21 protein-coding genes are annotated in these 21,423 nt (G+C 63.9%); 10 read left to right on the forward strand and 11 right to left on the reverse strand.

Annotated elements, in window-relative coordinates; all coding sequences use genetic code 11:
• Nucleotides 1-47 precede the first annotated feature (47 nt).
• Complete coding sequence (locus AC1RNN_RS01340; RefSeq protein WP_493086643.1) at nt 48-821, forward strand: substrate-binding periplasmic protein; 774 nt, start codon at nt 48-50, stop codon at nt 819-821.
• Between the two features lie 124 nt (nt 822-945).
• Here the strand turns inward: AC1RNN_RS01340 and AC1RNN_RS01345 are convergent, their stop codons facing one another.
• Nucleotides 946-1,416, reverse strand: coding sequence for an SRPBCC family protein (locus AC1RNN_RS01345; protein WP_493086642.1), 471 nt, complete (start codon nt 1,414-1,416; stop codon nt 946-948).
• A gap of 187 nt (nt 1,417-1,603) precedes the next feature.
• Here AC1RNN_RS01345 and AC1RNN_RS01350 point away from each other — a divergent pair, with 187 nt between their 5' ends.
• Nucleotides 1,604-2,038 carry a DUF2846 domain-containing protein gene (locus AC1RNN_RS01350; protein ID WP_493086641.1) on the forward strand — a complete coding sequence of 145 codons (435 nt, stop codon included), beginning with the start codon at nt 1,604-1,606 and terminating at the stop codon, nt 2,036-2,038.
• 47 nt (nt 2,039-2,085) lie between these two features.
• Here AC1RNN_RS01350 and AC1RNN_RS01355 read toward each other — a convergent pair whose 3' ends face one another.
• The gene (locus AC1RNN_RS01355; protein ID WP_493086639.1) at nt 2,086-2,610 is read right to left on the reverse strand and encodes a 3'-5' exonuclease; all 525 of its coding nucleotides are present in this window, start codon (nt 2,608-2,610) and stop codon (nt 2,086-2,088) included.
• 151 nt (nt 2,611-2,761) lie between these two features.
• On the opposite strand from AC1RNN_RS01355, the gene AC1RNN_RS01360 reads away from it, so the two are divergent.
• From AC1RNN_RS01360 to AC1RNN_RS01370, 3 genes are read left to right on the forward strand one after another with little or no spacing between them, the layout of a single operon-like run.
• Complete coding sequence (locus AC1RNN_RS01360; protein ID WP_493087085.1) at nt 2,762-3,658, forward strand: DUF808 domain-containing protein; 897 nt, start codon at nt 2,762-2,764, stop codon at nt 3,656-3,658.
• An 18-nt stretch (nt 3,659-3,676) separates the two neighbouring features.
• Nucleotides 3,677-4,597 carry a DMT family transporter gene (locus tag AC1RNN_RS01365; RefSeq protein WP_493086638.1) on the forward strand — a complete coding sequence of 307 codons (921 nt, stop codon included), beginning with the start codon at nt 3,677-3,679 and terminating at the stop codon, nt 4,595-4,597.
• Nucleotides 4,597-5,391 carry an SDR family oxidoreductase gene (locus AC1RNN_RS01370; protein WP_493086637.1) on the forward strand — a complete coding sequence of 265 codons (795 nt, stop codon included), beginning with the start codon at nt 4,597-4,599 and terminating at the stop codon, nt 5,389-5,391. Before AC1RNN_RS01365 ends, AC1RNN_RS01370 begins: the two co-directional genes overlap by 1 nt.
• 12 nt (nt 5,392-5,403) lie before the next feature.
• Here AC1RNN_RS01370 and AC1RNN_RS01375 read toward each other — a convergent pair whose 3' ends face one another.
• The gene (locus tag AC1RNN_RS01375; RefSeq protein WP_493086635.1) at nt 5,404-6,360 is read right to left on the reverse strand and encodes a helix-turn-helix transcriptional regulator; all 957 of its coding nucleotides are present in this window, start codon (nt 6,358-6,360) and stop codon (nt 5,404-5,406) included.
• Nucleotides 6,361-6,502: 142 nt separating this feature from the next.
• Between AC1RNN_RS01375 and AC1RNN_RS01380 the strand changes: the two genes are divergently transcribed.
• Complete coding sequence (locus AC1RNN_RS01380; protein WP_493086633.1) at nt 6,503-7,708, forward strand: MFS transporter; 1,206 nt, start codon at nt 6,503-6,505, stop codon at nt 7,706-7,708.
• Here AC1RNN_RS01380 and AC1RNN_RS01385 read toward each other — a convergent pair.
• Nucleotides 7,697-8,599, reverse strand: a complete 903-nt coding sequence (locus AC1RNN_RS01385; RefSeq protein WP_493086631.1) for a DMT family transporter — start codon at nt 8,597-8,599, stop codon at nt 7,697-7,699. The two genes, AC1RNN_RS01380 and AC1RNN_RS01385, sit on opposite strands and share 12 nt — an antisense overlap.
• Nucleotides 8,600-8,706: 107 nt before the next feature.
• Here AC1RNN_RS01385 and AC1RNN_RS01390 point away from each other — a divergent pair, with 107 nt between their 5' ends.
• Nucleotides 8,707-9,702 carry a quinone oxidoreductase family protein gene (locus AC1RNN_RS01390; RefSeq protein ID WP_493086629.1) on the forward strand — a complete coding sequence of 332 codons (996 nt, stop codon included), beginning with the start codon at nt 8,707-8,709 and terminating at the stop codon, nt 9,700-9,702.
• Nucleotides 9,703-9,754: 52 nt separating this feature from the next.
• Here AC1RNN_RS01390 and AC1RNN_RS01395 read toward each other — a convergent pair whose 3' ends face one another.
• From AC1RNN_RS01395 to AC1RNN_RS01415, 5 genes are all read right to left on the reverse strand, one after another.
• Nucleotides 9,755-10,699 carry a hypothetical protein gene (locus tag AC1RNN_RS01395; protein WP_493086628.1) on the reverse strand — a complete coding sequence of 315 codons (945 nt, stop codon included), beginning with the start codon at nt 10,697-10,699 and terminating at the stop codon, nt 9,755-9,757.
• A gap of 76 nt (nt 10,700-10,775) precedes the next feature.
• A complete protein-coding gene (locus AC1RNN_RS01400; protein ID WP_493086627.1) occupies nt 10,776-12,437 on the reverse strand; it encodes a Na/Pi cotransporter family protein in 1,662 nt (553 codons plus the stop codon).
• A gap of 37 nt (nt 12,438-12,474) precedes the next feature.
• A complete protein-coding gene (lspA, locus tag AC1RNN_RS01405) occupies nt 12,475-12,984 on the reverse strand; it encodes a signal peptidase II (protein WP_493086626.1) in 510 nt (169 codons plus the stop codon).
• Nucleotides 12,984-15,872: an isoleucine--tRNA ligase gene (gene ileS, locus AC1RNN_RS01410; RefSeq protein WP_493086624.1), complete on the reverse strand. Its 2,889-nt coding sequence runs from the start codon at nt 15,870-15,872 to the stop codon at nt 12,984-12,986. The genes lspA and ileS overlap by 1 nt, the downstream gene beginning before the upstream one ends.
• Before the next feature lie 92 nt (nt 15,873-15,964).
• On the reverse strand, nt 15,965-16,939 hold the full coding sequence (locus AC1RNN_RS01415) for a bifunctional riboflavin kinase/FAD synthetase (protein WP_493086622.1): 975 nt from the start codon (nt 16,937-16,939) through the stop codon (nt 15,965-15,967).
• A 176-nt stretch (nt 16,940-17,115) separates the two neighbouring features.
• On the opposite strand from AC1RNN_RS01415, the gene AC1RNN_RS01420 reads away from it, so the two are divergent.
• Both AC1RNN_RS01420 and AC1RNN_RS01425 read left to right on the forward strand, forming a co-directional pair.
• Entirely contained in the window at nt 17,116-17,673 is a 558-nt protein-coding gene (locus AC1RNN_RS01420; RefSeq protein WP_493086620.1) for an HNH endonuclease, read from the forward strand.
• 10 nt (nt 17,674-17,683) lie between these two features.
• Nucleotides 17,684-18,091: a methylglyoxal synthase gene (locus AC1RNN_RS01425; RefSeq protein ID WP_493086619.1), complete on the forward strand. Its 408-nt coding sequence runs from the start codon at nt 17,684-17,686 to the stop codon at nt 18,089-18,091.
• A gap of 76 nt (nt 18,092-18,167) precedes the next feature.
• On the opposite strand, the gene AC1RNN_RS01430 is transcribed toward AC1RNN_RS01425, so the two are convergent.
• Nucleotides 18,168-18,602 carry a hypothetical protein gene (locus AC1RNN_RS01430; protein WP_493086618.1) on the reverse strand — a complete coding sequence of 145 codons (435 nt, stop codon included), beginning with the start codon at nt 18,600-18,602 and terminating at the stop codon, nt 18,168-18,170.
• A 33-nt stretch (nt 18,603-18,635) separates the two neighbouring features.
• Entirely contained in the window at nt 18,636-20,099 is a 1,464-nt protein-coding gene (locus AC1RNN_RS01435; protein WP_493086616.1) for a DegQ family serine endoprotease, read from the reverse strand.
• A 229-nt stretch (nt 20,100-20,328) separates the two neighbouring features.
• On the opposite strand from AC1RNN_RS01435, the gene AC1RNN_RS01440 reads away from it, so the two are divergent.
• The gene (locus AC1RNN_RS01440; RefSeq protein WP_493086614.1) at nt 20,329-21,357 is read left to right on the forward strand and encodes an AI-2E family transporter; all 1,029 of its coding nucleotides are present in this window, start codon (nt 20,329-20,331) and stop codon (nt 21,355-21,357) included.
• Nucleotides 21,358-21,423: the final 66 nt, after the last annotated feature.

A 21,423-nucleotide genomic window follows, 5' to 3' on the forward strand; every position in this document is an offset into this window, starting at 1 on the left:
TGAGTGGACACCTTCCACGTGCACCCAAGTAGACAGGCAACCCCCTCATGTTCCAAAAACAGTTCCGTTGCGACAGAAGAAGCGTCCTGCTCGGGGCGGGCTATCTGGTGGGCTGCACTTTGTCTGCGGCGCTATGGGCCGATGAGAAAAAAATCAGCGTCGTGACTGAGGAATGGGCTCCGTACAACTACAGCGAGGACGGCGTTCTGAAAGGATTCTCGGTGGAGGTGGTTCAGGCCATCATTGAGCGGCTGAACCTGAAAATCTCGATTGATGTGTACCCGAGCATGCGGACCACCTTGATGTTGGGCAGTGTGCCCGGAACCATGATGATCACCATGTTGAGGACGCCAGAACGTGAAGAGAAATACAAATGGATTGGCCCCCTCGGGGATGGCGCCATTTATTTTTACAAGAAGAAAGGCAATCTGCTGGAGATTGCGAGCTTGGAAGATGCCAAGAAAGTCCGCCTGATTGGGTGCCGACATGCCGGACTTGTTTTCAATACCCTGAAGGCTGCCGGTTTCACGAACCTGGATCCAACGTCAACAGACGGGGAGTCTGTCTACAAGAAATTGTTGCTGGATCGGTGTGATCTCGGCATCAGCGATACGCCGTTGGGCGTGAAGCACATTTTGAAGAAATTGAATTTGCCCGCCGACGCACTGGTTCAGACGTCGGTCAAACTGGTGGGAGCACCGTTGTACATTGCGTGCAGCACCGACATACCTGATCGCGACATTGCGCTGTGGCAAAAGACGCTGGACGGACTGAAGGCCTCAGGCGTGTTTGCCACCTTGCAAAAGAAGTACGGCGAGTAAGCCAACGCGCACGCAACGGAATCTTTATTCGGAATAAAAGAGCCGCTAACCCTTGCCAGTAGGGCGCTAGCAGCTCCTTTTTTATAGCGCGATCCCGCGTTACGCAGAATTCCGCAAACCGGGTTTACGCCTCTCCACCAAACCGCTTGGTGAGGTTCTCGATGTACTGCTCCACCATCTTTTCAAACTCGGCTTCCGCCACGGGGCCCGCCACCATCTTCATGAGGCCGGGCAAGGGCAGGGTGAGTTCGCCCTGGATTTCGAGTTCGATCTTGGTGGACTTCTTGTTGTCGGTGATCTTCCAGCTGCCCGAAACGAGGGCATTGCCTTCGCCCTTGACCGGTGTCCAGGTCACGGTGCCTTTGGCCTTGTTGCTGGTGTACTTGGAGGCATAGATGGTTTGCAGGCTGATGGAGGCGATGCCGATTTTTTCCATCTCCCAGCGGTAGGCGCCGCCGCCCAGGTCGGTGAGCTTGTCGACCTTGGGAAAGTGGCTGGCCGAGGTGGGCACGTCCGACAGGACTTCGAACACTTCGCTGGCCTTGGCCTTCACATCGAATTCGTAACCCAGGTTGATCTCTACGGTAAGGGCCATGGTGTCTGTCTCCTCTTTGTGGTTGGTGTGTCGGCGCATGTTACTGCGCTTGTCCAGGCTTTGACTGGGGGTTGTTGTCTAGAGCCTTATTGTTTCCCATGGGTTTGCTGATTGGAGTATGGCTGCCCGCTTACACTTCGCGCGCTGCGCTTTGCAGTTTTTAAGAGATTCCCCAAGGGAGAAATACATGAAAAAATTCGTTCTCATTGCTTTCATTTCCGCCAGCCTGGTGGGGTGCGCATCGGTCAAGATGGGTGATGCCAGCCAGGATGCAGCGAACAAATCGTTTGCCGTACCCGCAGACAAGGCTGCTCTGTATATCTATCGCAATGAGTCGATGGGCGGGGCAGTCAAGATGGATGTGGAGGTTGACGGAAAGGCAATTGGCCAGACTGCTGCCAAGACCTATTTGTACAAGGAGGTGTCTCCTGGCAAGCACGTGATCGCCTCCAAGGCCGAAAACACCGATACCTTGGAAATCGATGCCAAGCCGGGTGTCGCCTACTACATCTGGCAGGAAGTCAAAATGGGTTTCATGTATGCACGCAACAAATTGCAACTGGTGGATGAAAGCGCTGGCAAGAAAGGCGTGTTGGAAACCAAGTTGGCTGAAACGAAGTAATCAGGCCTATCAGAATTGCCGAGCCAGCTCTCGGCAAGCCTGGTGTTTCAATACGGCCCGCGCAGCCGCTGCAGCGTGAGTTGCAGCAGACGGGCGTCGGAGCTGGCGCGGTGGCGCTGGGTGCCGCGTTCGCTGGCGATCTGGGCCTTGACCTGGTGCCACTGCTCGGCCTCGGCGTCGCTGAGCAGGCTGCGCAGGTTCTCCAGCTTGAAGCGCGGTGTCATCTCTGCGGCCTCGAACAGGGCCGAGAGCCAAGTGTAGTCATTGGCCCAGCCATCGGAATACACAGTCTGGCCGGCCAGTTGTTCGTTCAGGCGCCTGGCCACCTCGCGGGCGGGCAGGCCGCGTTCCTTGAGAAGGCCGCGGGTGATGCGGTGCAGGGCGGCGGCGCTTTCATCCCAGTGGGTCCATTCTTCTTCGGGTTGCACCAGGGTGCAGTAGGCGTGGCCGTCGGGCAGCACGTAGCCCACTTCGATGGGGTAGCTGCTGCGCCCCAGGCCGGAGGCTTCGATGTCCAGCACAGTGGGGTTGGCCAATGGTGCGTTGGCAGGCGCTGGGGTAGTAGTGACCATGGTGCGAAGCAATTGCAGCGTTTTACACATTCTCCAGCAAGCTTCGGGCCAGGTTTGTTCGGGTTAGCACTAAGGGGCTATACGCCAAATGGGGGATGCCGTCGGGCAAGCGGTGACAATGGCTGCTCCATTCACTTCCAAGTCTTACGCCATGGCCAGCAGCCTTCTTGCCCTGATCGATGACATCGCCACCATCCTGGACGACGTGGCCGTCCTGACCAAAGTGGCGGCCAAGAAGACGGCTGGCGTGCTGGGCGACGACCTGGCGCTCAACGCCGAGCAGGTGGCCGGCGTGCGCGCTGACCGCGAGCTCCCGGTGGTGTGGGCAGTGTGCAAGGGCTCGCTGCTCAACAAGCTCATCCTGGTGCCGGCGGCGTTGGCCATCAGCATCGTGGCGCCCTGGCTGGTGACGCCGCTGCTCATGGTGGGCGGCGCCTTTCTCTGTTTTGAAGGCTTCGAGAAGCTGGCCCACAAATTCCTGCACCGCGCTGAGGACGACCAGGCCCATGAGGCAGCGCTGATGGACGCTCTGGCCGATCCTGCTGTGGATCTGATGGCGCTGGAGAAGGACAAGGTCAAGGGCGCGATCCGCACGGACTTCATCCTCTCTGCCGAGATCATTGCCATCACCTTGGGCACGGTGCAGAGCCAGCCCTGGAGCACGCAGCTCACGGTGCTGGCGGGTGTGGCCTTCATCATGACGATAGGCGTGTACGGCGCGGTGGCTGGCATCGTGAAAATCGACGATGCGGGCCTGTTCCTGAGCCGACAATCAGGTGAAGGCGCTTGGGCCAACGCGCAGCGTGCGCTGGGCCGGGGGCTGCTCGTGGCAGCACCTTGGCTGATGCGGGCGCTGTCGGTGGCAGGCACGGCGGCCATGTTCCTGGTGGGCGGCGGCATCCTAGTGCACGGCCTGCCCTGGCTGCACCATGCACTCGAAGGCCTGCCGCTGTCCTTCCTGGCTGATGCCGGAGTGGGTATCGTGGCCGGCGGACTGGTGCTGCTGGGCGTAGTGGTCGTACAGCATATGCTCAAGGTTTTTAAATAGAAATTGCCTCTGGCCCCTATGGATAGTGCGCAAGCAGCTCCTAAGTCGATAGCGACCGGCATTCTGTTGTCGATGGCCGGTGCCATCGCGTTCAGCGGCAAGGCCATCATCGTCAAGCTGGCCTACCGCCATGGCGTGGATGCGGTGACCCTGATCATGCTGCGCATGCTGTTTGCGCTGCCCTTCTTTTTGGCCATCGTGTGGTGGACGGGACGGCAGGCCAGGGCCGCTGGCACGGTGGTGCCGCTCACGCGCCAGGACGTGCTGGGCATTCTGGGCCTGGGCATCGCCGGCTATTACTTGGCCAGCTACCTGGACTTCGCGGGCCTGGCCTACATCTCGGCATCGCTGGAGCGACTCATCCTGTACCTCAACCCCACGCTGGTGGTCTTGCTGGGGGTGGTGCTATACCGCAAGCGCGTAAGTGGCCCGCAGGCACTGGGCATGGCCATAAGCTACAGCGGCGTGCTGCTGGTGTTTGGCCACGAGGTCACGCTGGCCGGCAGCAATGTGGCGCTGGGTGCGGCGCTGGTGCTGGGCAGCGCCATCAGCTATGCCATCTACCTTGTCTACAGCGGTGAACTGGTGCAACGCCTGGGCTCGCTGCGCCTGGTGGGGTTGGCGACCAGCGTGGCCTGCGTGCTGTGCATTGCACAGTTTGTGGTGCTGCGTCCGCTGGATACAGCCTTTGCCGTGGCGCCGCAGGTGCTGTGGCTCTCGCTGCTCAACGCCACAGCCTGTACCGTGGTGCCGGTGCTGATGGTGATGATGGCCATCGAGCGCATTGGTGCCGGCCTGGCCGCGCAGGTGGGTATGGTGGGCCCCATGTCCACCATAGCCATGGGCGTGGTGCTGTTGGGAGAGACCATGAATGTGTGGATCGTGGCGGGCACGGTGTTGGTGCTGGCCGGTGTGTATGTTGTGACCAGGAGACGCTGATGGACTTGGGACTGAAGGGCAAATGGGCTTTGGTGGGTGGTGCCAGCAAGGGGCTGGGGCTGGGTTGCGCGCAGGCGCTGGTGGCCGAGGGCGTGAACGTGCTCATGGTGGCACGCGGTGCTGAGGCGCTGGAGCGCAGTGCTATGAATCTGGAAGCGGCTTACGCAGTGCACACGGGGGCTGAGGTGCTATTTTGCGCCCAGGACATTACCACTGTGGAAGGCCGCGCGGCCATCTTCGCCATGCGAAAAGACTTTGACATCGTTGTCACCAACGCGGGTGGCCCGCCGCCCGGCGACTTTCGCGACTGGGACCGCGAGGCCTGGATCAAGGCGGTGGACGCCAACATGCTCACGCCCATCGAGCTCATCAAGGCCACGGTGGACGGCATGGCCGCGCGCGGCTTCGGGCGCATCGTCAACATTACCTCCAGCTCGGTGAAGTCGCCCATCGATATCCTGGGGCTCTCCAATGGCGCGCGCAGCGGCCTCACGGGCTTTGTGGCGGGCGTGGCACGCAGCAGCCTGGCCGCCAAGGGCGTGACCATCAACAACCTGTTGCCAGGCAAGTTCGACACGGACCGCGTCGCCACCACGGTGAAGGCCGCGGCGGCCAAGACGGGCAAGTCGATTGACGACATCCGCGCGGCGCAGCAGGCGCAGATTCCCATGGGCCGCTATGGCACACCGGAGGAGTTTGGCCAGGTCTGCGCCTTCCTCTGTAGCCAGCAGGCTGCCTACCTCACGGGGCAGAACATCCTGCTTGACGGCGGCGCCTTCCCCGGTACCTTTTAGTCTGGCGCGGACTCAGGCCTGCGCTTGGGTGCGAAAGGCCTTGGGCGTGACGCCGAATTGCTGGCGGAAGCTGCGGATGAAGTAGCTGGCGCTGGCAAAACCGCAGCACCAGGCCACCTCTTTCACTGCAGAGTCGCTCTCGGTCAGCAGGCGCGCGGCGCGCGCCAGGCGCTGGCGCAGTACCACCTGCCACAGGTGCTCGCCCGTGCTGCGGCTGTACAGGTTGGAGAGGTAGTCCGCCGTGCAGCCCACTTCATCGGCCAGGCTGGCCACGGTGAGCTCCGGGTCGCCCAGGCGGTTTTGCACCGCCACGCGCAGGCGCCCCAGCAGCGCTGGTTCGCTGGAGGTGGCTTTCTGCGGCGTGTCCAGCATGCGTGCGACGGAGGATAGCGCCGTCAGCACCAGCGCGCGCTGCTGCAGCGGCCACAGGCCATGGGCGTCGTCGGCAGGGGGCTTGGCCGCGTCGTTGAGCCAGGCCTCGATGCGTGGGGCCTCCACATGCTGGAAGCTCTCCAGAAACAAATTCGCCGGGCGGCCGGGGCGGGCCTCGTTGGCCGAGTGGCAGGACATGCTCTGGTGGTCCGCGTAGACCACGATGTTGGAAAACGGCTTGCCATCGGCGCTTCCCACCCACTCGTCATGCAGCAGCTTGGGCGGCATCACCAGGGCTTCGCCCGCCCGCAGCGTCACCGCACCATGCGGAAAGCGGAACTCGGTATAGCCCTGCACCTGCAAAAACAGCTCGGCGTTCATGTGCAGATGGCCCGCGCCGCGCATGGTCCAGTGCGTTTGGGGCGGGGGAGAGACCATGCGCAGGCTGCCTGCTGCTGCGCGGGCGATGAAGTCCGCAATGTCCTCACGCAGCTGGCGCGCATGCTCCGGGGCGCTGGGGTCGTCATGCCCGATGGCGGCCACACTGCAGCATTCGGGCTGGCCGTGGGAAGCAATGTTTTTTGCTATTTTTGTCATTTTGCTGGTATGGATTGGCGTTGCCGCCCGTGGCGCAAGGCCTTACGCTATACGAATGAGATAGCGCCATTGTGGTGCGTTTTTGAACTATTTGGCAAATCCCCATGAAAACCAAGAGAAAGCTTATTTTGAAGGGCCTGGCATGAACAAGGCCTCCATGCCGCATGGCACGCCCGCCCAAATCCGCGAGGCCACCTGGGCCACGCGCAGCCTGTTTGCCGCCCTGGGCGTGTTCGCCGGCGCCTGGGGGGTGCACATCCCTTCGGTCAAGGAAGCCTATGGGCTGGGCGAGGCCGCGCTCTCCGGGGTGCTGGTGGCGGCCGCGGTGGGCTCTGTGGCCGCACTGTTGTTCGCGGGCCGACTCATCGGCCGCCTGGGCGCCCGTGGCGCCGTGGTGCTGTGCTCCGTGGCCATGGCGGTCGTGCTGAGCTTGGTGCTGCACTGGCCCCACTACGCGCTATTGCTGCTGGCCATGGTGGTGTTTGGCTCGTCCATCAGCGTCTATGACGTAGCCATCAACTCCGAAGGTTCGGCGCTGGAGGCGGCGGGTGGCAAGCCCATTATGGGCAGCCTGCACGGCATGTTCAGCGTGGGCGGCATGACGGGGGCGGCGCTGACGGCGGCGCTGTTGCGCGCGGGCATGCCGGCGAGCTGGCAGCTGACGGCCGTGGGCTTGCTCATGGTGCTGTGGATTCCGCTGGCGGCGCGCTGGATGTTGCCCACGCCGGCGCCTGCCGGCGGTGGCAGCGGAGCGGCGCACTTTGCCTGGCCGCATGGCGCGTTGCTGATCATCGGCGTGCTGATTTTTACCGGCATGAGCGCCGAGGGCGTGATGTATGACTGGTGTGTGCTCTACCTCAAGCAGGAGGTGCACATGCCGCAGGACCGTGCGGCCCTGGGCTACGCGGCCTTCTCGGGCGCCATGGCGGTGATGCGCTTTGCGGCCGATGGCCTGCGTGCCCGCCACAGCGAACGCCTGCTGCTGCGCGCCAGCGGCAGCCTGACGGCGGTGTCCATGGCGGTGGTGCTACTCAGCGGCCACCCCTGGGTTTCGCTGTTTGGCTATGCGCTGGTGGGTGCGGGCCTGGCCATGGTGGTGCCGATTCTGTATAGCGCGGCGAGCCGCGTGCCGGGGACCACGCCTGCGGCGGCCATTGCGGCGGTGTCCTCCATTGGTTACAGCGGCTTCATGGTCGGCCCGCCGCTCATTGGCGGCATTGCCCAGCATGCCTCACTGACGGCCGCCATGACGGTGGTTGTGATTGCGGCCACCATCCTGGCATGCAGCGCCCACTATGTGCCCGAGAAGGAATCTGCGGCCGGGGCGGGCCAGCCCTCACTTGCGTGAGGACAAGACGATCCCCGAGACGATCAGCACAAAGGCCAGCGCGTGATACGCCTGCGGCGTTTCGCCCAGAAAGGCCGATGAGAGCAGGGCAGTGAACAGTGGCGTGAGGTTGATGAAGAACCCCGCCACGGCCGGCCCCGTGCGCGCCACGCCCGCGCCCCAGGAGGCGTAGGCAATGATGGCCGGGCCCACGGCGATAAAAGCCAGCGCGGCTGCCAGCGGCCAGCTCCAGTCGATATGGGCAGGCGTCAGCGCCCACTCACCTGCGCTGAACAGCGCCGACCAGCCCAGGCCGAACACGATTTGTGCGAGCAGAAAGCGCGCCCAGTCGGCGCGAATGGGGGCCGACTCGGGCGTGGGGTGCGCCAGCAGCCAGCTGTAGAAGGCCCAGGCAATGGAGGCCAGCAGCACATAGAGGTCGCCTGGTACCAGGCGCAGACGGGTGATGACCTGCCAGTCGCCGCGGCCCAGCACCAGCATCACGCCACTCAGCGAGAGCAAGGCACCCAGCAGCTGGCGCCGGGTGACGCGCATCTTGAAGAAGAGCTGGCCAATGATGAGCATCCAGATCGGCGTGCTCGCGCCCACCAGAGTCACGTTGATGGCGCTGGAGGTATTGAGGGCCAGGTAGAGCAGGGCGTTGTAGCCGCCGATGCTGAACAGGCTCAGCAGCGCAAAGCGCCGCCACTGCGGCCACAGCACGCTGCCCGGGCGCAGCACGGCGCCAGCCAGGGGCAACATCAGCACAAAGGCAATCGCCCAGCGCAGCAGGTTCAGCGTGATGGGTGAGACCAGGGGCGCGACCACACGGCCCACCACCGCATTGCCCGACCACAGCAGCGGCGGGATCACAAGCAGGGCGATGGCAGTAGGCGTGAGGCGTTGGGTCATGGGGGGCGACTGTAGCAAGGCGTGAATTCCCTCGCTGGCATGCGGCTGACGCGCATTTCTGGCAACATGCCCGGCAGAATTTCCAACCCCGATTCAGGAGACCCCCCATGACCGCCATCGCCTCCCGCGCCATCCATATCACCCAGCACGGCGGCCCCGAGCAGCTGCAGCTGGTGAACGTGACTGTGGGTGATCCCGGCCCCGGCGAGGTGCGCTTGCGCCACCATGCGGTGGGCTTGAACTTCATTGATGTGTACCAGCGCAGCGGCCTCTACCCGCAGCAGTTGCCCGTGCAACTGGGCATGGAGGCGGCTGGTGTGGTGGACGCCGTGGGCGAGGGCGTCACGCACCTGCAGGTGGGCGACCGCGTGGCCTATGCCAGCAACCCGCCCGGAGCCTACTGCGAGGTGCGCGTGTTGCCGGCCAAATGCGTGTGCAAGCTGCCCGATGGCATCAGCTTCGAGACCGGTGCGGCCATGATGCTCAAGGGCCTGACCGCGCAATACCTGCTGCTGCGCACCCTGCCGCAGGGCGGCCTCAACCCGGGCGACTTTGTGCTTTTCCATGCAGCGGCCGGCGGGGTGGGGCTCATCGCCTGCCAGTGGGCCAAGGCCCTGGGCCTGAACCTGATTGCCACCGCAGGTTCGGATGCGAAATGCCAGCTAGCCATCGCCAATGGTGCGCAACATGCTATCAATTACGCAGCAGATGATTTCGCCGCACGGGTCAAGGAGATCACCGGTGGCAAGGGCGTGAAGGTGGTGTATGACAGCGTGGGCAAGGACACCTGGGATAAATCGCTGGACTGCCTGGCGCCCTTCGGCCTGATGGCCAGCTTCGGCAATGCGTCCGGGCCGGTGCCACCGTTTGCCCCCGGCGTGCTGGGCGCCAAGGGCTCCATCTATGTGACCCGCCAGACCCTGTTCACCCACATCGCCACGCGCGAGAGCACCCAGGCCATGGCCGACGCGCTGTTTGCCGTGGTGGGCAGCGGCCAGGTGAAGATCCACATTGCCCAGCGCTACCGCCTGGAAGATGTGCAACAGGCGCACCGTGACCTCGAAGCCCGCCAGACCACGGGCAGCACCATCCTGACGCTGTAAATACAAAGGGCACCCCAGGGTGCCCTTTGTACGAATGTTTGACGGTTCCGCGTCAGAAGAGGAAACCGGCCGACAGCACCTGCTCGCTCATCCAGAGCTTCTGGTCGGCCGTGCCCTTGTAGACGGGTACGCCGATCAGCACGCCATAGGCGAACTTCTGGGTCAGTTCCAGGAACATGCTCTTGTAGACACGGTAGCGCACACCCACTTCGACGCCAGCCGTCCAGCCGTTGATCTGCCACCAGTCGTTCTTGTTGAAGCAGCAGATGTTTTCGTTCTTGGGGCCGACTTCGTTGGCCTTGCCCAGAATGGTGTTGTCGGCATGCGGCAGCAGGATGCCGGCGCCCACGCGGCTGATGAGTTGCAGGTCACCAGGCTTGTCCTGCGGGCCACGCAGATGGCGCAGCCAGACGGCGTTGATCATCACGTGGTTCAGGCCGTTGTGCAGTGCGTAGTTGAAGTTCTGCCCGTCCACCGTCATGGTGGCGGGTGCGGCACTGCCGTTGATGGTGCCGTCCACGGCCACGGTCTGTCCCAGGTCCACGTTGTACTTGCTGTGGTCCAGCGAGAACTCGATCGCAAAGGTCTTGTCTTCATTCATGAACTTGCCAATGCGCAGATTCTCTTGCGGGTTGGTGAAGTCCAGGTTGATGAGGGAACTCAGCGTGTCAGGGATGCTGGAGGGAAAGTCACTACCGCGCGCCTGGCGGATCGTGAAGTCGTTGCCCAGTTCGGGCTGGGTAACGCGAATGTCGGAGGGCGCGTACTGCTGGCGGCTGTAACCCCAGGAGAAGTACCAATTGGCGGGCTTGTTCACCGTGCGATCAAACTGGGTAGAGACGGCGTTGTCTGCCGGGGCAGCAGGGGCAGGTGCGGCTTGGGCCAGGACCACGCTGGACGTTGGCGTGGTTTCCTCGCTTTGGGCCATGGCGGCCGGGGCAGAGAAGGCTGCCAGCACGGCGCCGGCGAGCCAAAGTTTCTTGAAAAGCATTTGCATGGGTGGGTATGGGTCTAGGGTGCCATGCCGGGGTGTGCCCCCGGCCTGCCCAAGGTGGGGCAGCGATCAATGGTGTCTATTTTCCTCTATCCGACCCTTCGCTCATGCGCAGCCGGTTCGGCGCCAGTTCGCCAGCCGAATCGAGGATGGGGTAGGCGATGGAGCAGATGTGGGAGTTGATGCGTTTGAGGTCGCTGATCAGGTCCAGGTGCAGGGAGCTGGTCTCGATGCTGGAGAGCGTGTTGTCGGAGAGGCGGGCGATGTGGGTGGCGGCGTACTGGCGCTCCAGGTCGCGGAAGCGGGTCTTTTCCTCTAGCAGGCGGCGTGCGTCGCGCACATTGCCGTTGAGAAACACGCTCATGCCCAGGCGCAGGTTGTCCACCAGGCGGCTGTGCAGCTCGCAGATCTCGGCCAGGCCCGCGTCGGAGAACTCGCGCCCCTTGTGGATCTTCTTGTCCTCCACATCCTGCACCACGCGTTCGATGATGTCGCCGATCTGCTCCATGTTGATGGTGAAGCTGATGATGTCAGTCCAGCGGCGCGCCTCGTTTTCGGCCAGGGCCTCGCGCGAAATCTTGGTCAGGTAGTACTTGATGTCGCTGTAGAGCTCATCGACGGTGTCGTCCATCTCGCGCAGCTGTTTGGCGAGACCCAGATCGTTGTCGCGCATCACGGTCAGTGTGCCCAGCAGCATGGCTTCCACCACATCGGCCTGGTGCATGGATTCACGCACCGCGCAGGAGATGGCCAGCGAGGGCGTGGCCAGGGCTGAGGGGTCCAGATGGCGCTGGCGACCGGCCACGGTGGTCTTTTGCGGCTTGGGCAGCCAGTGTTCGACCCAGCGCGCCACCACCTGGGTAAAGCCGATGAATGCGAGGCCCACGCCCACATTGAAGGCCAGGTGAAAGCCCACCACCAGCGTGGCCGGATCGTTCAGGTAGGGGCTGGCGTACTGCATCCAGACGCCGGGGAACGGCACGATGGCCAGCACGCCCAACACCTTGAAGACCAGGTTGCCCAGTGGCACCTGGCGCGTCTCCACATTGGCGCGCAGCGTGGTCAGCACGGCCAGCGTGCCGCTACCCAGGTTAGCCCCCATGACCAGACCCAGCGCTACCTCCATGGGGATCACGCCAGTGCTCGCCAGCGTGGCGGTGAGCAGCACGATGGCCAGGCTGGAGTAGGACACCACGGCCAGCACCGCACCCACGGTCAGCTCCAGCAGCAGGTCACTGGTCAGGCTTCCCAGCAGGGCCTTGACGGCGGGCGCCTGGGTCAGCACATGGGTGGATTCGGAGACCAAGCGCAGCGCCAGCAGCATCAGGCCCAGGCCGATGAGCACGCGGCCCACGCGGCCCGGCGTGGTGGATTGCTTGGCAATGAACAAGACCACGCCAATAAAGATAAACAGGGGCGAGAGCCAGGACAGATCGCGCGAGAAGACCACGGCCATCAGGCTGGTACCGATGTCCGCACCCAGCATCACGGCCAGCGCGGCGGGCAGGCTGACCAGGCCCTGGCCCACGAAGGAGGAGACGATGAGCGCCGTGGCCGTGCTGGACTGCACCACGGCGGTCACGCCAATGCCAGAGACGACGGCGGCGAGGCGGTTGCTCACGCTGCGCGAGAGGATGGTGCGCAGATTGGCGCCGAATACGCGCAGGATACCGGTACGCACCTGCTGGGTTCCCCACACCAGCAGTGCGATGGCAGCAAACAAATTCAATAAATGGGTCACATCGAATCCTTGCAGTGCTGCGCGGCGCGTCCTGGGCTTATTTGGTTTTGCGCACCCGCAGCAATTCGTCCAGTATCAGGCAAATTGCGCCCAGCGAAATCGCACTGTCGGCCATATTGAAAGCCGGAAAGTGCATGCCGCTCCAGTGGAAGTCCAGAAAGTCCACCACATAGCCGTGCATCAGGCGGTCGATCACATTGCCGATGGCGCCGCCCAAAATGCAGGCCATGGCAAAGCTGAACAGCTTCTGCCCGGGGTGCGACTTCAGCATCCAGATGATGACGGCGGCTGCCACCACGCCCAGCCCGGTGAAGAACCAGCGCTGCCAGCCCGAAGCGTCTGCCAGGAAGGAGAAGGCCGCACCCGTGTTGTGCACGCGCACCACGTTGAAGAAGCTGGTTACATAGGTGCTGTCTCCCAGGTGGTAGTAGCCCAGGATCAGCACCTTGGTGAACTGGTCCACCAGGAAGATGATGAAGGCCAGGCCCAGCCACTGCCACAGGCCGCTGCTGGAGCCGCCGCCCAGGGATTTGCCGCCGCGCGCCATCAGGCAAACACCCGCTTTTCGCCGGCGCCGTACAGGTTGCTGGTGCAGCGGCCGCATAGCGTGGGGTGCGCGGCGTCCACGCCAATGTCACTGCGGTAGTGCCAGCAACGCTCGCACTTGGTGCCGTTAGAGGCTGCAACCGCGATGGATTGTGCGCTACCCGCTACCAAAGTGATAGCGGAAGTGATGAACACAAACTTCAGGTCTTCGCCCAGACTGCTGAGCAGGGCGTGCTCCTCGGCAGGCACAGTGAGCGTCACTTCGGCTTGCAGGGACGCACCCACCTGGCCCGCGGCGCGCAGGGTTTCGATGTCCTTGTTAACGGCTTCGCGCACGGCGCGAATGCGGTCCCACTTGGCCAGCAAGGCCTCGTCGGCTGCCGCCAGTGGCACATAGCCGTCCATGAAGATGGACAGTTTGCTGGCCGCAGGTGTCTTGCCCTCGGCGCCCAGCACGGCCCAGGCTTCCTCGGCCGTGAAGCTCAGGAAGGGCGCCATCCAGCGCAGCATCGCTTGCGTGATCTGCCACAGCGCGGTCTGCGCGGAGCGGCGGGCCAGGCTATTGGCGCCGGTGGTGTAGAGGCGGTCCTTGAGGATGTCCAGATAGAACGCGCCCAGGTCTTCACTGCAATACACCTGCAGCTTGGAGACCACGGGGTGGAACTCGTAGACCTTGTAGTGCGCCAGGATGTCGGCCTGCAGCTGGGCCGCGCGGCTCAGCGCGTAGCGGTCGATTTCCAGCAGCTGGTCGGCCGGCACGGCGTCCTTGGCCGGGTCAAAGTCGGAGACGTTGGCCAGCAAGAACTTCAGCGTGTTGCGCACGCGGCGGTAGGTATCCACCACGCGGGCCAGGATCTTGTCGTCGATGTTCAGGTCACCCGAATAGTCGGTGCTGGCCACCCACAGGCGGGCAATCTCTGCGCCCAGCTTGCTGGTTACCGTTTGCGGGTCTACGGTGTTGCCCAGGCTCTTGCTCATCTTGCGGCCCTGGCCGTCGGTGGCAAAGCCGTGCGTCAGCAGGCCCTTGTAGGGTGCGCGGTCGTACAGCGCGCAGCCCAGCAAGAGCGAGCTGTGGAACCAGCCACGGTGCTGGTCGTGGCCTTCGAGGTAGAGGTCGGCTTCGGGGCCTTCGGCGTGGAAGGGAGGCACGCTGTAGGCGTCCTTGTGGCTGCCGCGCAGCACGTGCTGGAAGGTGGAGCCGGAATCGAACCAGACTTCCAGAATGTCAGTGCTCTTGGTGTAGCTCGGCGCGTCGGCCGCACCCAGCATCTCTTCCACGGTCACACGGCTCCAGGCTTCGATGCCGCCCTTTTCGACGATGTCGGCTGCCTGGTCCAGGATTTCCATGGTGCGCGGGTGCAGCTCGCCGCTGTCCTTGTGCAGGAAGAAGGGCACAGGCACGCCCCAGCTGCGCTGGCGCGAGATGCACCAGTCGGGCCGGTTGGCGATCATGTCGCGCAGGCGGGTCTTGCCGTTCTCGGGGTAGAAGCTGGTTTGCTCGATGGCGTCCAGCGCGAGCTGGCGCAGGGTCTTGGGCGCCTTGTCCTTGGTGAACACGCCAGGGCCTTCGTCCATGCGCACAAACCACTGGGCGGCGGCGCGGTAGATCACCGGTGTCTTGTGGCGCCAGCAGTGCGGGTAGCTGTGCTGGATCGGTACGGTGGACATGAGGCGGCCGGCGAGCTTGAGCGCATCCAGGATGGCGGGGATGGCCTTCCAAATGTGCTGGCCGCCGAACAGCGGGAAATCCGGCGCGTAGGTGCCGTTGCCCTGCACGGGGTTGAGGATCTCGTCGTACTTCAGGCCATTGGCCACGCAGCTGTTGAAGTCGTCCAGGCCGTAGGCCGGCGAGGAGTGCACGATGCCGGTACCGTCGCCATCGCTCACATACTCAGCCAAGTACAGCGGCGAGAGGCGCTTGTAACTGTATTCGTTGCCACTATCTGGCAAGTCGTAGAGCGGGTGCCGGAACACCTGGCCGCGCAGGGCTTCGCCCTTGGCAGTCGCCAGCACGGTGCCGGTCAGGCCGAAGCGCTCCAGGCACTTGTCGACCAGGTTGGCGCCGAGTAGCAGCACACCCTTGGGTGTGTCCACCAGCGCGTACTCCAGCTCGGGGTGGGCATTGAGCGCCTGGTTGGCGGGGATGGTCCAGGCGGTGGTGGTCCAGATGACGGCGAAGGCTTGCTTGCCTGTGGGCAGTGCGCTCAGGCCAAAGGCCTTGGCCAGGCCGGCCGCATCGTTGGATTCGAAGGCCACGTCCAGCGTGTCGCTCTTCTTGTCCGCGTATTCGATCTCGAATTCGGCCAAGGATGAGCCGCAGTCAAAGCACCAGTACACCGGCTTGAGGCCGCGGTAGACAAAGCCGCGCTCGATGACGCGCTTAAAGGCGCGGATTTCGCCAGCCTCGTTCTTGAAGTCCATGGTGCGGTAGGGACGCTCCCAGTCACCCAGCACGCCCAGGCGCTTGAAGTCTTCGCGTTGCTGGTCAATCTGCTCGGTGGCGAAGGCGCGGCTCTTGGCCTGCATGTCGTCACGGCTCAGGTTGCGGCCATGCAGTTTTTCGATCGCGTTTTCGATGGGCAGGCCGTGGCAGTCCCAGCCGGGGATGTACTGCGCGTCAAAGCCGGCGAGCTGCTTGCTCTTGACGATCATGTCCTTGAGCACCTTGTTCAGCGCGTGGCCGATGTGCAGCTTGCCGTTGGCGTAAGGCGGGCCGTCGTGCAACACGAACAGCGGGGCGCCAGCGCGGGCATCGCGCAGTTTTTTGTAGAGGCCTTCTTCGTTCCACTGTTTGACCCAGGCCGGCTCGCGCTTGGGCAGGTCGCCGCGCATGGGGAAGGGGCTGTCGGGCAGGTTCAGGGTGCTGCGGTAATCAACTTTGTCAGTCATGGCAAATCTCAAGGGGAGTTGGACGGCCTGCGGTGGGCGCAACGGCAAGCAATGGGGGCAAGACGCGGGGCAAGGTGCGTCGGGGGGCCCCGTCAAATTCGGGCGGCAAGCCAGGCACGTGCATCGTCGCGGTCTTTTTGTATGCCCCGGGTGAGGGCGTCCAGACCGTCGTACTTGAGTTCGTCGTGCAGTTTGTGTAGCAGTTCCACGCGGATGATTTTACCGTAGGCCCCCTCCGGGCCCAGGGCGGCTGGCCAGTCCAGGCAATGGGTCTCCAGCAGCACGCGCCCGCCGTTCACGTCGGTGGGGTCCAGCGAGGGGCGCACGCCCAGATTGGCCACGCCCTGCAGCGGCTTGTCCGAGAGGCCATGCACCAGCACCACAAAGATGCCGCTGGCAGCCGGTTTCCAGTGCGCAAAGCGCAGGTTCAGGGTCTTGAAGCCCAGCGTGCGGCCCAGCTTGCGCCCGTGCACCACGTGGCCGCTGATGCAGTAGGGTCGCCCCAGCAGGCGGGCTGCGTCCTGCATGCGACCCTGGCCCAGCGCCTCGCGCACGGCGGAGCTGGAGACGCGCAGGCCGTGCACCTCGTAGCTGTTCATGCGCGCCACGTCAAAGCCCTGGTTGTCTCCCGCGGCGTCCAGCAGCGCGTAGTCGCCCGCGCGCGCCTTGCCAAAGCGGAAATCGTCGCCCACCAGCACGTAGCGCGCGCCCAGGCCGCCCAGCAACACCTGGTCGATGAATTCCTGCGGGCTCTGGTTTGCCAGCCGGGCATCGAAGGGCAGGACGATGGTCTGGTCCACGCCGGCCTTGGCCAGGTCTTCGAGCTTGTCGCGCAGGGTGCCCACGCGGGCGGGGGCCAGCTCGGGTTTTTTGTGCAATTCGGCGAAATAGTCGCGCGGGTGGGGCTCGAAGGTCAGCACGCAGCTGGGAACACCGCGCTGCTGTGCCTCGCCCTTGAGCAGCGCCAGCATGGCCTGGTGGCCCCGGTGCACGCCGTCAAAGTTGCCGATCGTGACGGCGCTGGCGCTAGCCACGCCGGGATGCTTGAAACCGCGAAAAACCTTCATGGAGTTGTTATCTTTTTGATAGCAGGCCGCGCAAATCCGGCCGGGGCCTGAAGCCAATTTGTCATGGAAACACGGTATATTGTCACCTAGCAGGGCCCGGACGCATGTCCGGTGCGCACTGGCAGACCTTTGCAGTCCGTGTTGGTGGTAGGTTTTACCGTTGATGGAGGCGCTTTGTGAAAGTCTTGAAGTTGTCGGCCCAGGGGCTCCCTCAGTCCTGGATTTCGCTGGAACAGGCGGTGATTCACTACGCCGCTGGTGAGGTGCGCTGGGAATCTGGCGGCGAAGTCGCCGTCTTCCGCGGCGGCCACAACGCCGTCACCGGCCAGCAGTCCGTCATCCGGGTCAACAGCATCATCGGTACGCGCGGCGTGCCCAACATCAACCCCTTCGACCTGCGCCCCGGCCTCACCAACGCCAAGCTATTCATCCGCGACCGCAATGTCTGCGCCTACTGCGGCGGCCATTTTCACGAGAGCGAGCTCACGCGCGAGCACATCATTCCCTTTGCCCAGCAGGGCATCGACACCTGGATGAACGTGGTCACCGCTTGCAAACCGTGCAACCACCGCAAGAGCCACCGCACGCCCGAGCAGGCCCACATGCCGCTGCTCTACACGCCCTACGTACCAAGCCTGTGGGAAGACTTCATCCTGCGCAACCGCCGCATCCTGGCGGACCAGATGGAGTTTTTGATGGCGCATGTGCCGCGCTCCAGCCGGCTCTTGATTTAGCATGCGGGGCATGCACAACGCCCCCGCCACTCCCACGCCTTCCGACCGTCCCCGCATCGCGCTGATTGCGCACGACCGCAAGAAAGACACCATGGTCGAGCTCGCCCGCGAGTTCGCCCCGGCCCTGCAGAAATGTATTCTTATGGCGACGGGCACCACGGGGGGCCGGCTGGTGGACGAAGTCGGGCTGACGGTGGAGCGCATGCTCAGCGGCCCCTGGGGCGGCGATCTGCAGATTGGCGCACGCCTGGCGGTAGGCGAGGTGGACGCGGTGATCTTCCTACGCGACCCGATGACGCCGCAGCCGCACGAACCCGACATCAACGCCCTGGTGCGGGCCTGCGACGTGCACGATGTGCCCTGCGCCACCAATCTCTCCAGCGCACGCCTGGTTCTGGCGCAACTCCTTGGCAAATAATTGCTACTGAAAAAGTAGCTACTTGCGCAATATCCATCGGGGCTAAAGCCCGATTTCATGTATTTCACCGCTCCGGCTAGAGCGGCGGATCAAAGTCCTTTTCGGTATCTGCGCGGGCGTTGCGGCGTTTGATTTCCTTGGTCAGCAGGGTGAGCAACAGCGCCGCCGCTGTGGTCCCCATGAGCGCGGGCGAGCCCATCAGCACCTGGCGCATGCCATCGAAGGAGTGCACGCTGACCTGCTGCACATAGTGCGCCAGAGCGAACACATCGTCGGACTGCACGTTCTGCACGTCTTCGGTCTGCAGCTGGAAGCGCGTCCAGTTGCTGCGCAGGGCGATCTGGGCAAACAGGCCGTTGGCCACCGCCGCCAGCGACAAAACGCCCAGCGGACGGATCATCAGCTCCAACAGGCGTTTGCGCTCAGGCAGCGGGGCGGCGTCGAACACGGCGGCCACGAGTTCAGGCACGTCTTCGGGACTGGCCTGGGGTGGGGGTGCTGGTGGTGGCATGGCAGGCTCCTCGTATGGTGGACGGCATGGGTCTTAACCCACGGTCACGGGGACGAACAGCCGGTCGTCCCCACGCAGTACCAGCAGGGCCATGCGCTTGCGGTCCTTGGCCAGCTGGGATTTCAGGGTGTCCACGCCGCTGGCGAGTTCACCGTTGACAGAAAGAATCACATCACCCGGTTGCAGGCCAGCGCGCTTGGCGGGGCCATCGGCCACGTCCTCCACCACCAGGCCGCCGGCCACCTGGGCTTCGTTGCGCTCCTGGCGGGTCAGCGGCCGCACGGCCAGGCCCAGCTGGCGATCGCCTGTGGGCGCGGCTGCGGCAGGGCTGGCATCGGCCACATCCATTTGGCCCACGCTGAGGCTGATGTCCTTGGCCTGGCCCTTGCGCCAGATGGTGACGGGTACCTTGGCACCCGGTGCGGTGTCCGACACCAGCGGCGGCAACTCAGAGGACTGGGCCACGGGCGTGCCGTTGAACTTGAGGATCACATCGCCCGGCTGCAGTCCGGCCTTGTCAGCCGCTGCGCCTTTTTCCACCGAGTTGATCAGCGCGCCGGTGGGCTTGTCCAGCCCGAAGGACTCGGCCAGCTCGGGGCTCACTTCCTGGATGGTGACGCCCAGGCGGCCGCGCGAGACCTTGCCGTGCGCCAGCAGTTGGCCTTCGACCTTCATGGCCACGTCAATCGGAATGGCAAAGCTCAGGCCCTGGTAGCCGCCGCTGCGGCTGTAGATCTGGGAGTTGATGCCAATGACCTCGCCGGCCAGGTTGAACAGCGGGCCGCCCGAGTTGCCGGGGTTGATGGCCACGTCGGTCTGCAGGAAGGGCACATAGCCGTCGTCCGGCAGCGTGCGCGACTTGGCCGAGACGATGCCGGCAGTGACCGTGTTGTCAAAGCCAAAAGGCGAGCCGATGGCGATCACCCAGTCGCCCACGCGGGCTGCCTTGGGGTCGCCGATGGTGACCGTGGGCAGGTCCTTGGCGTCGATCTTGAGCACGGCCACGTCGGACACCTTGTCCAGGCCGATGACCTTAGCCTTGTACTCGCGCTTGTCCTGCAGCTTGACGGTCACCTCGTTGGCATCGGCCACCACGTGGGCATTGGTCAGCACCACGCCGTCGGACTTGACGATGAAGCCCGAGCCGGTGCCGCGCGTGGGCGCCTCGCTGGGGCCTTGTTGCGGGCCCTGGAAGCGGCGGAAGAACTCATAGAACGGGTCGCGCGGATCCAGCTGCGGGCCTGCCGGACCGCTGGTCTTGACCATGCCGGCCACGCTCACGTGGACCACGGCCGGGCCTTGGCGCTCTGCAATGTCAGAGAAGTTGGTGGGCGCAAACACTGGCGGCGTGGCGCCACGGGCGGCCGCTGCGGGTTGACTGGGGGACGGGGGAGGGAGGTTGTGTTGCGACACCGCATAGCCGCCCAGAAAGCAGGTGGACACCAGCAAACCGATCGCGGTTGCCTTGGCGTAGGTTGACTTTTCTTTTGTATCCATTGAGACACCTCCTATGCACAGGACAAAACATCCCGCCGCACCCGTTGCGACGGGCTCTGCTCCAAGGTAGGTTGGGATGCGGAAATTTCCAGACCGGTTCCGCGAACTTTTGCAAAGAAGTGTTAACGCAGTGCGGCAAATCCGTGACAAGAACGGGTTTGGTTCTAAGTCCCCGGCCTTGTGCGGGAAATTTCATCCTTGGCAGGGCGCTTGCTACCATCGCTTACACATGACGCCTCCCTCTCCCGCTCCCCGCGCCCCGCGCTTCTCCCCCCGTTTGGTAACTACCAGCGCCCAGGTGCTGGTGCTGCTGATGTGCCTGTTGACCCTGTGCTACGGGCTCCTGCCCGGCTTGCTGGCCGTGTGCCTGGGCTATATGGCCACCAAAGCCATGAGCGAAGGGCTGCGCCTGGGCCGCTTGCGCCTGTCCGCTTTCTGGGCGGCGGCCATCGTGATCGTCCTGCCCCTGCTGGCGCTGGCCGTGGTCATGGTCAACGCCCAGGGCATGCTGGTAGGCGCGGTGGCGCAGTACGAGGCCTTGCTGCAGCACCTGGCCCGTACCGTGCTCGAAATCCGGCAGAAGCTGCCACCCAACCTTGCCTCCCACCTGCCCGATGAGCTGATCGCGGCCCAGGCCTGGCTGGCGGCCTACCTGCAGTCCCAGGCCAGGGCACTGACCGGCATGGGCTCTGCCGGCCTGCAGGGTGGCTTGCTGGCCTATGTGGGCCTGGTCATTGGCGCGCTGGTGGTGGGTACGCCCGCGATGGACCACCCCGCACCGTTGCGTGGCGCCATGCGTACCCGCGCTGCGCACTTCATCCAGGCCTTCCGCCAGATCGTGGTCGCCCAGTTCTGGATTGCGGCGTTCAACGCCATGTGCACGGCTATCTTCCTGCTCGCCGTCCTGCCGCTCTTTGAGGTGCACATTCCCTACCGCGGCATGCTGGTCGCGCTCACCTTCTTTGCCGGCCTCATCCCCATCGTCGGCAACCTGCTGTGCAACGGCGTGCTCACCCTGGCCGGCGTGTCGGTGGCGCCCATGGTGGGCCTGGCCTGCCTGATGTTCCTCATCGCCATCCACAAGTTCGAATACATCATCAACGCCAAAGTGGTGGGCAAGCGCACCGGCACGTCCGCTTGGGAGCTGCTGGCGGTGATGTTTGTCGGCGAAGCCATCTTTGGTGTGGCCGGCCTGGTGGCCGCGCCGCTGTACTACGCCTATGTGAAGCGGGAGCTGCTGGAGGAGGGGCTGGTCTAGCCATTTACGGTGTTTCAGGCCTCCAGCCCCCGTGGAATCTGCGTAAGCAGCTTCTTATTTGATAGC

Source organism: Rhodoferax sp. GW822-FHT02D07 (genome assembly GCF_058802405.1).

What these genes read in the sequence shown, in the direction of transcription:
- AC1RNN_RS01355 (WP_493086639.1), bottom strand. Translation starts at nt 2,610, where the DNA reads ATGGTCACTACTACCCCAGCGCCTGCCAACGCACCATTGGCCAACCCC.
- AC1RNN_RS01345 (WP_493086642.1), bottom strand. Translation starts at nt 1,416, where the DNA reads ATGGCCCTTACCGTAGAGATCAACCTGGGTTACGAATTCGATGTGAAG.
- AC1RNN_RS01360 (WP_493087085.1), top strand. Translation starts at nt 2,762, where the DNA reads ATGGCCAGCAGCCTTCTTGCCCTGATCGATGACATCGCCACCATCCTG.
- AC1RNN_RS01415 (WP_493086622.1), bottom strand. Translation starts at nt 16,939, where the DNA reads ATGAAGGTTTTTCGCGGTTTCAAGCATCCCGGCGTGGCTAGCGCCAGC.
- AC1RNN_RS01370 (WP_493086637.1), top strand. Translation starts at nt 4,597, where the DNA reads ATGGACTTGGGACTGAAGGGCAAATGGGCTTTGGTGGGTGGTGCCAGC.
- AC1RNN_RS01340 (WP_493086643.1), top strand. Translation starts at nt 48, where the DNA reads ATGTTCCAAAAACAGTTCCGTTGCGACAGAAGAAGCGTCCTGCTCGGG.
- AC1RNN_RS01430 (WP_493086618.1), bottom strand. Translation starts at nt 18,602, where the DNA reads ATGCCACCACCAGCACCCCCACCCCAGGCCAGTCCCGAAGACGTGCCT.
- AC1RNN_RS01375 (WP_493086635.1), bottom strand. Translation starts at nt 6,360, where the DNA reads ATGACAAAAATAGCAAAAAACATTGCTTCCCACGGCCAGCCCGAATGC.
- AC1RNN_RS01365 (WP_493086638.1), top strand. Translation starts at nt 3,677, where the DNA reads ATGGATAGTGCGCAAGCAGCTCCTAAGTCGATAGCGACCGGCATTCTG.
- AC1RNN_RS01425 (WP_493086619.1), top strand. Translation starts at nt 17,684, where the DNA reads ATGCACAACGCCCCCGCCACTCCCACGCCTTCCGACCGTCCCCGCATC.
- ileS (WP_493086624.1), bottom strand. Translation starts at nt 15,872, where the DNA reads ATGACTGACAAAGTTGATTACCGCAGCACCCTGAACCTGCCCGACAGC.
- AC1RNN_RS01440 (WP_493086614.1), top strand. Translation starts at nt 20,329, where the DNA reads ATGACGCCTCCCTCTCCCGCTCCCCGCGCCCCGCGCTTCTCCCCCCGT.
- AC1RNN_RS01350 (WP_493086641.1), top strand. Translation starts at nt 1,604, where the DNA reads ATGAAAAAATTCGTTCTCATTGCTTTCATTTCCGCCAGCCTGGTGGGG.
- AC1RNN_RS01390 (WP_493086629.1), top strand. Translation starts at nt 8,707, where the DNA reads ATGACCGCCATCGCCTCCCGCGCCATCCATATCACCCAGCACGGCGGC.
- AC1RNN_RS01385 (WP_493086631.1), bottom strand. Translation starts at nt 8,599, where the DNA reads ATGACCCAACGCCTCACGCCTACTGCCATCGCCCTGCTTGTGATCCCG.
- lspA (WP_493086626.1), bottom strand. Translation starts at nt 12,984, where the DNA reads ATGGCGCGCGGCGGCAAATCCCTGGGCGGCGGCTCCAGCAGCGGCCTG.
- AC1RNN_RS01435 (WP_493086616.1), bottom strand. Translation starts at nt 20,099, where the DNA reads ATGGATACAAAAGAAAAGTCAACCTACGCCAAGGCAACCGCGATCGGT.
- AC1RNN_RS01395 (WP_493086628.1), bottom strand. Translation starts at nt 10,699, where the DNA reads ATGCAAATGCTTTTCAAGAAACTTTGGCTCGCCGGCGCCGTGCTGGCA.
- AC1RNN_RS01380 (WP_493086633.1), top strand. Translation starts at nt 6,503, where the DNA reads ATGAACAAGGCCTCCATGCCGCATGGCACGCCCGCCCAAATCCGCGAG.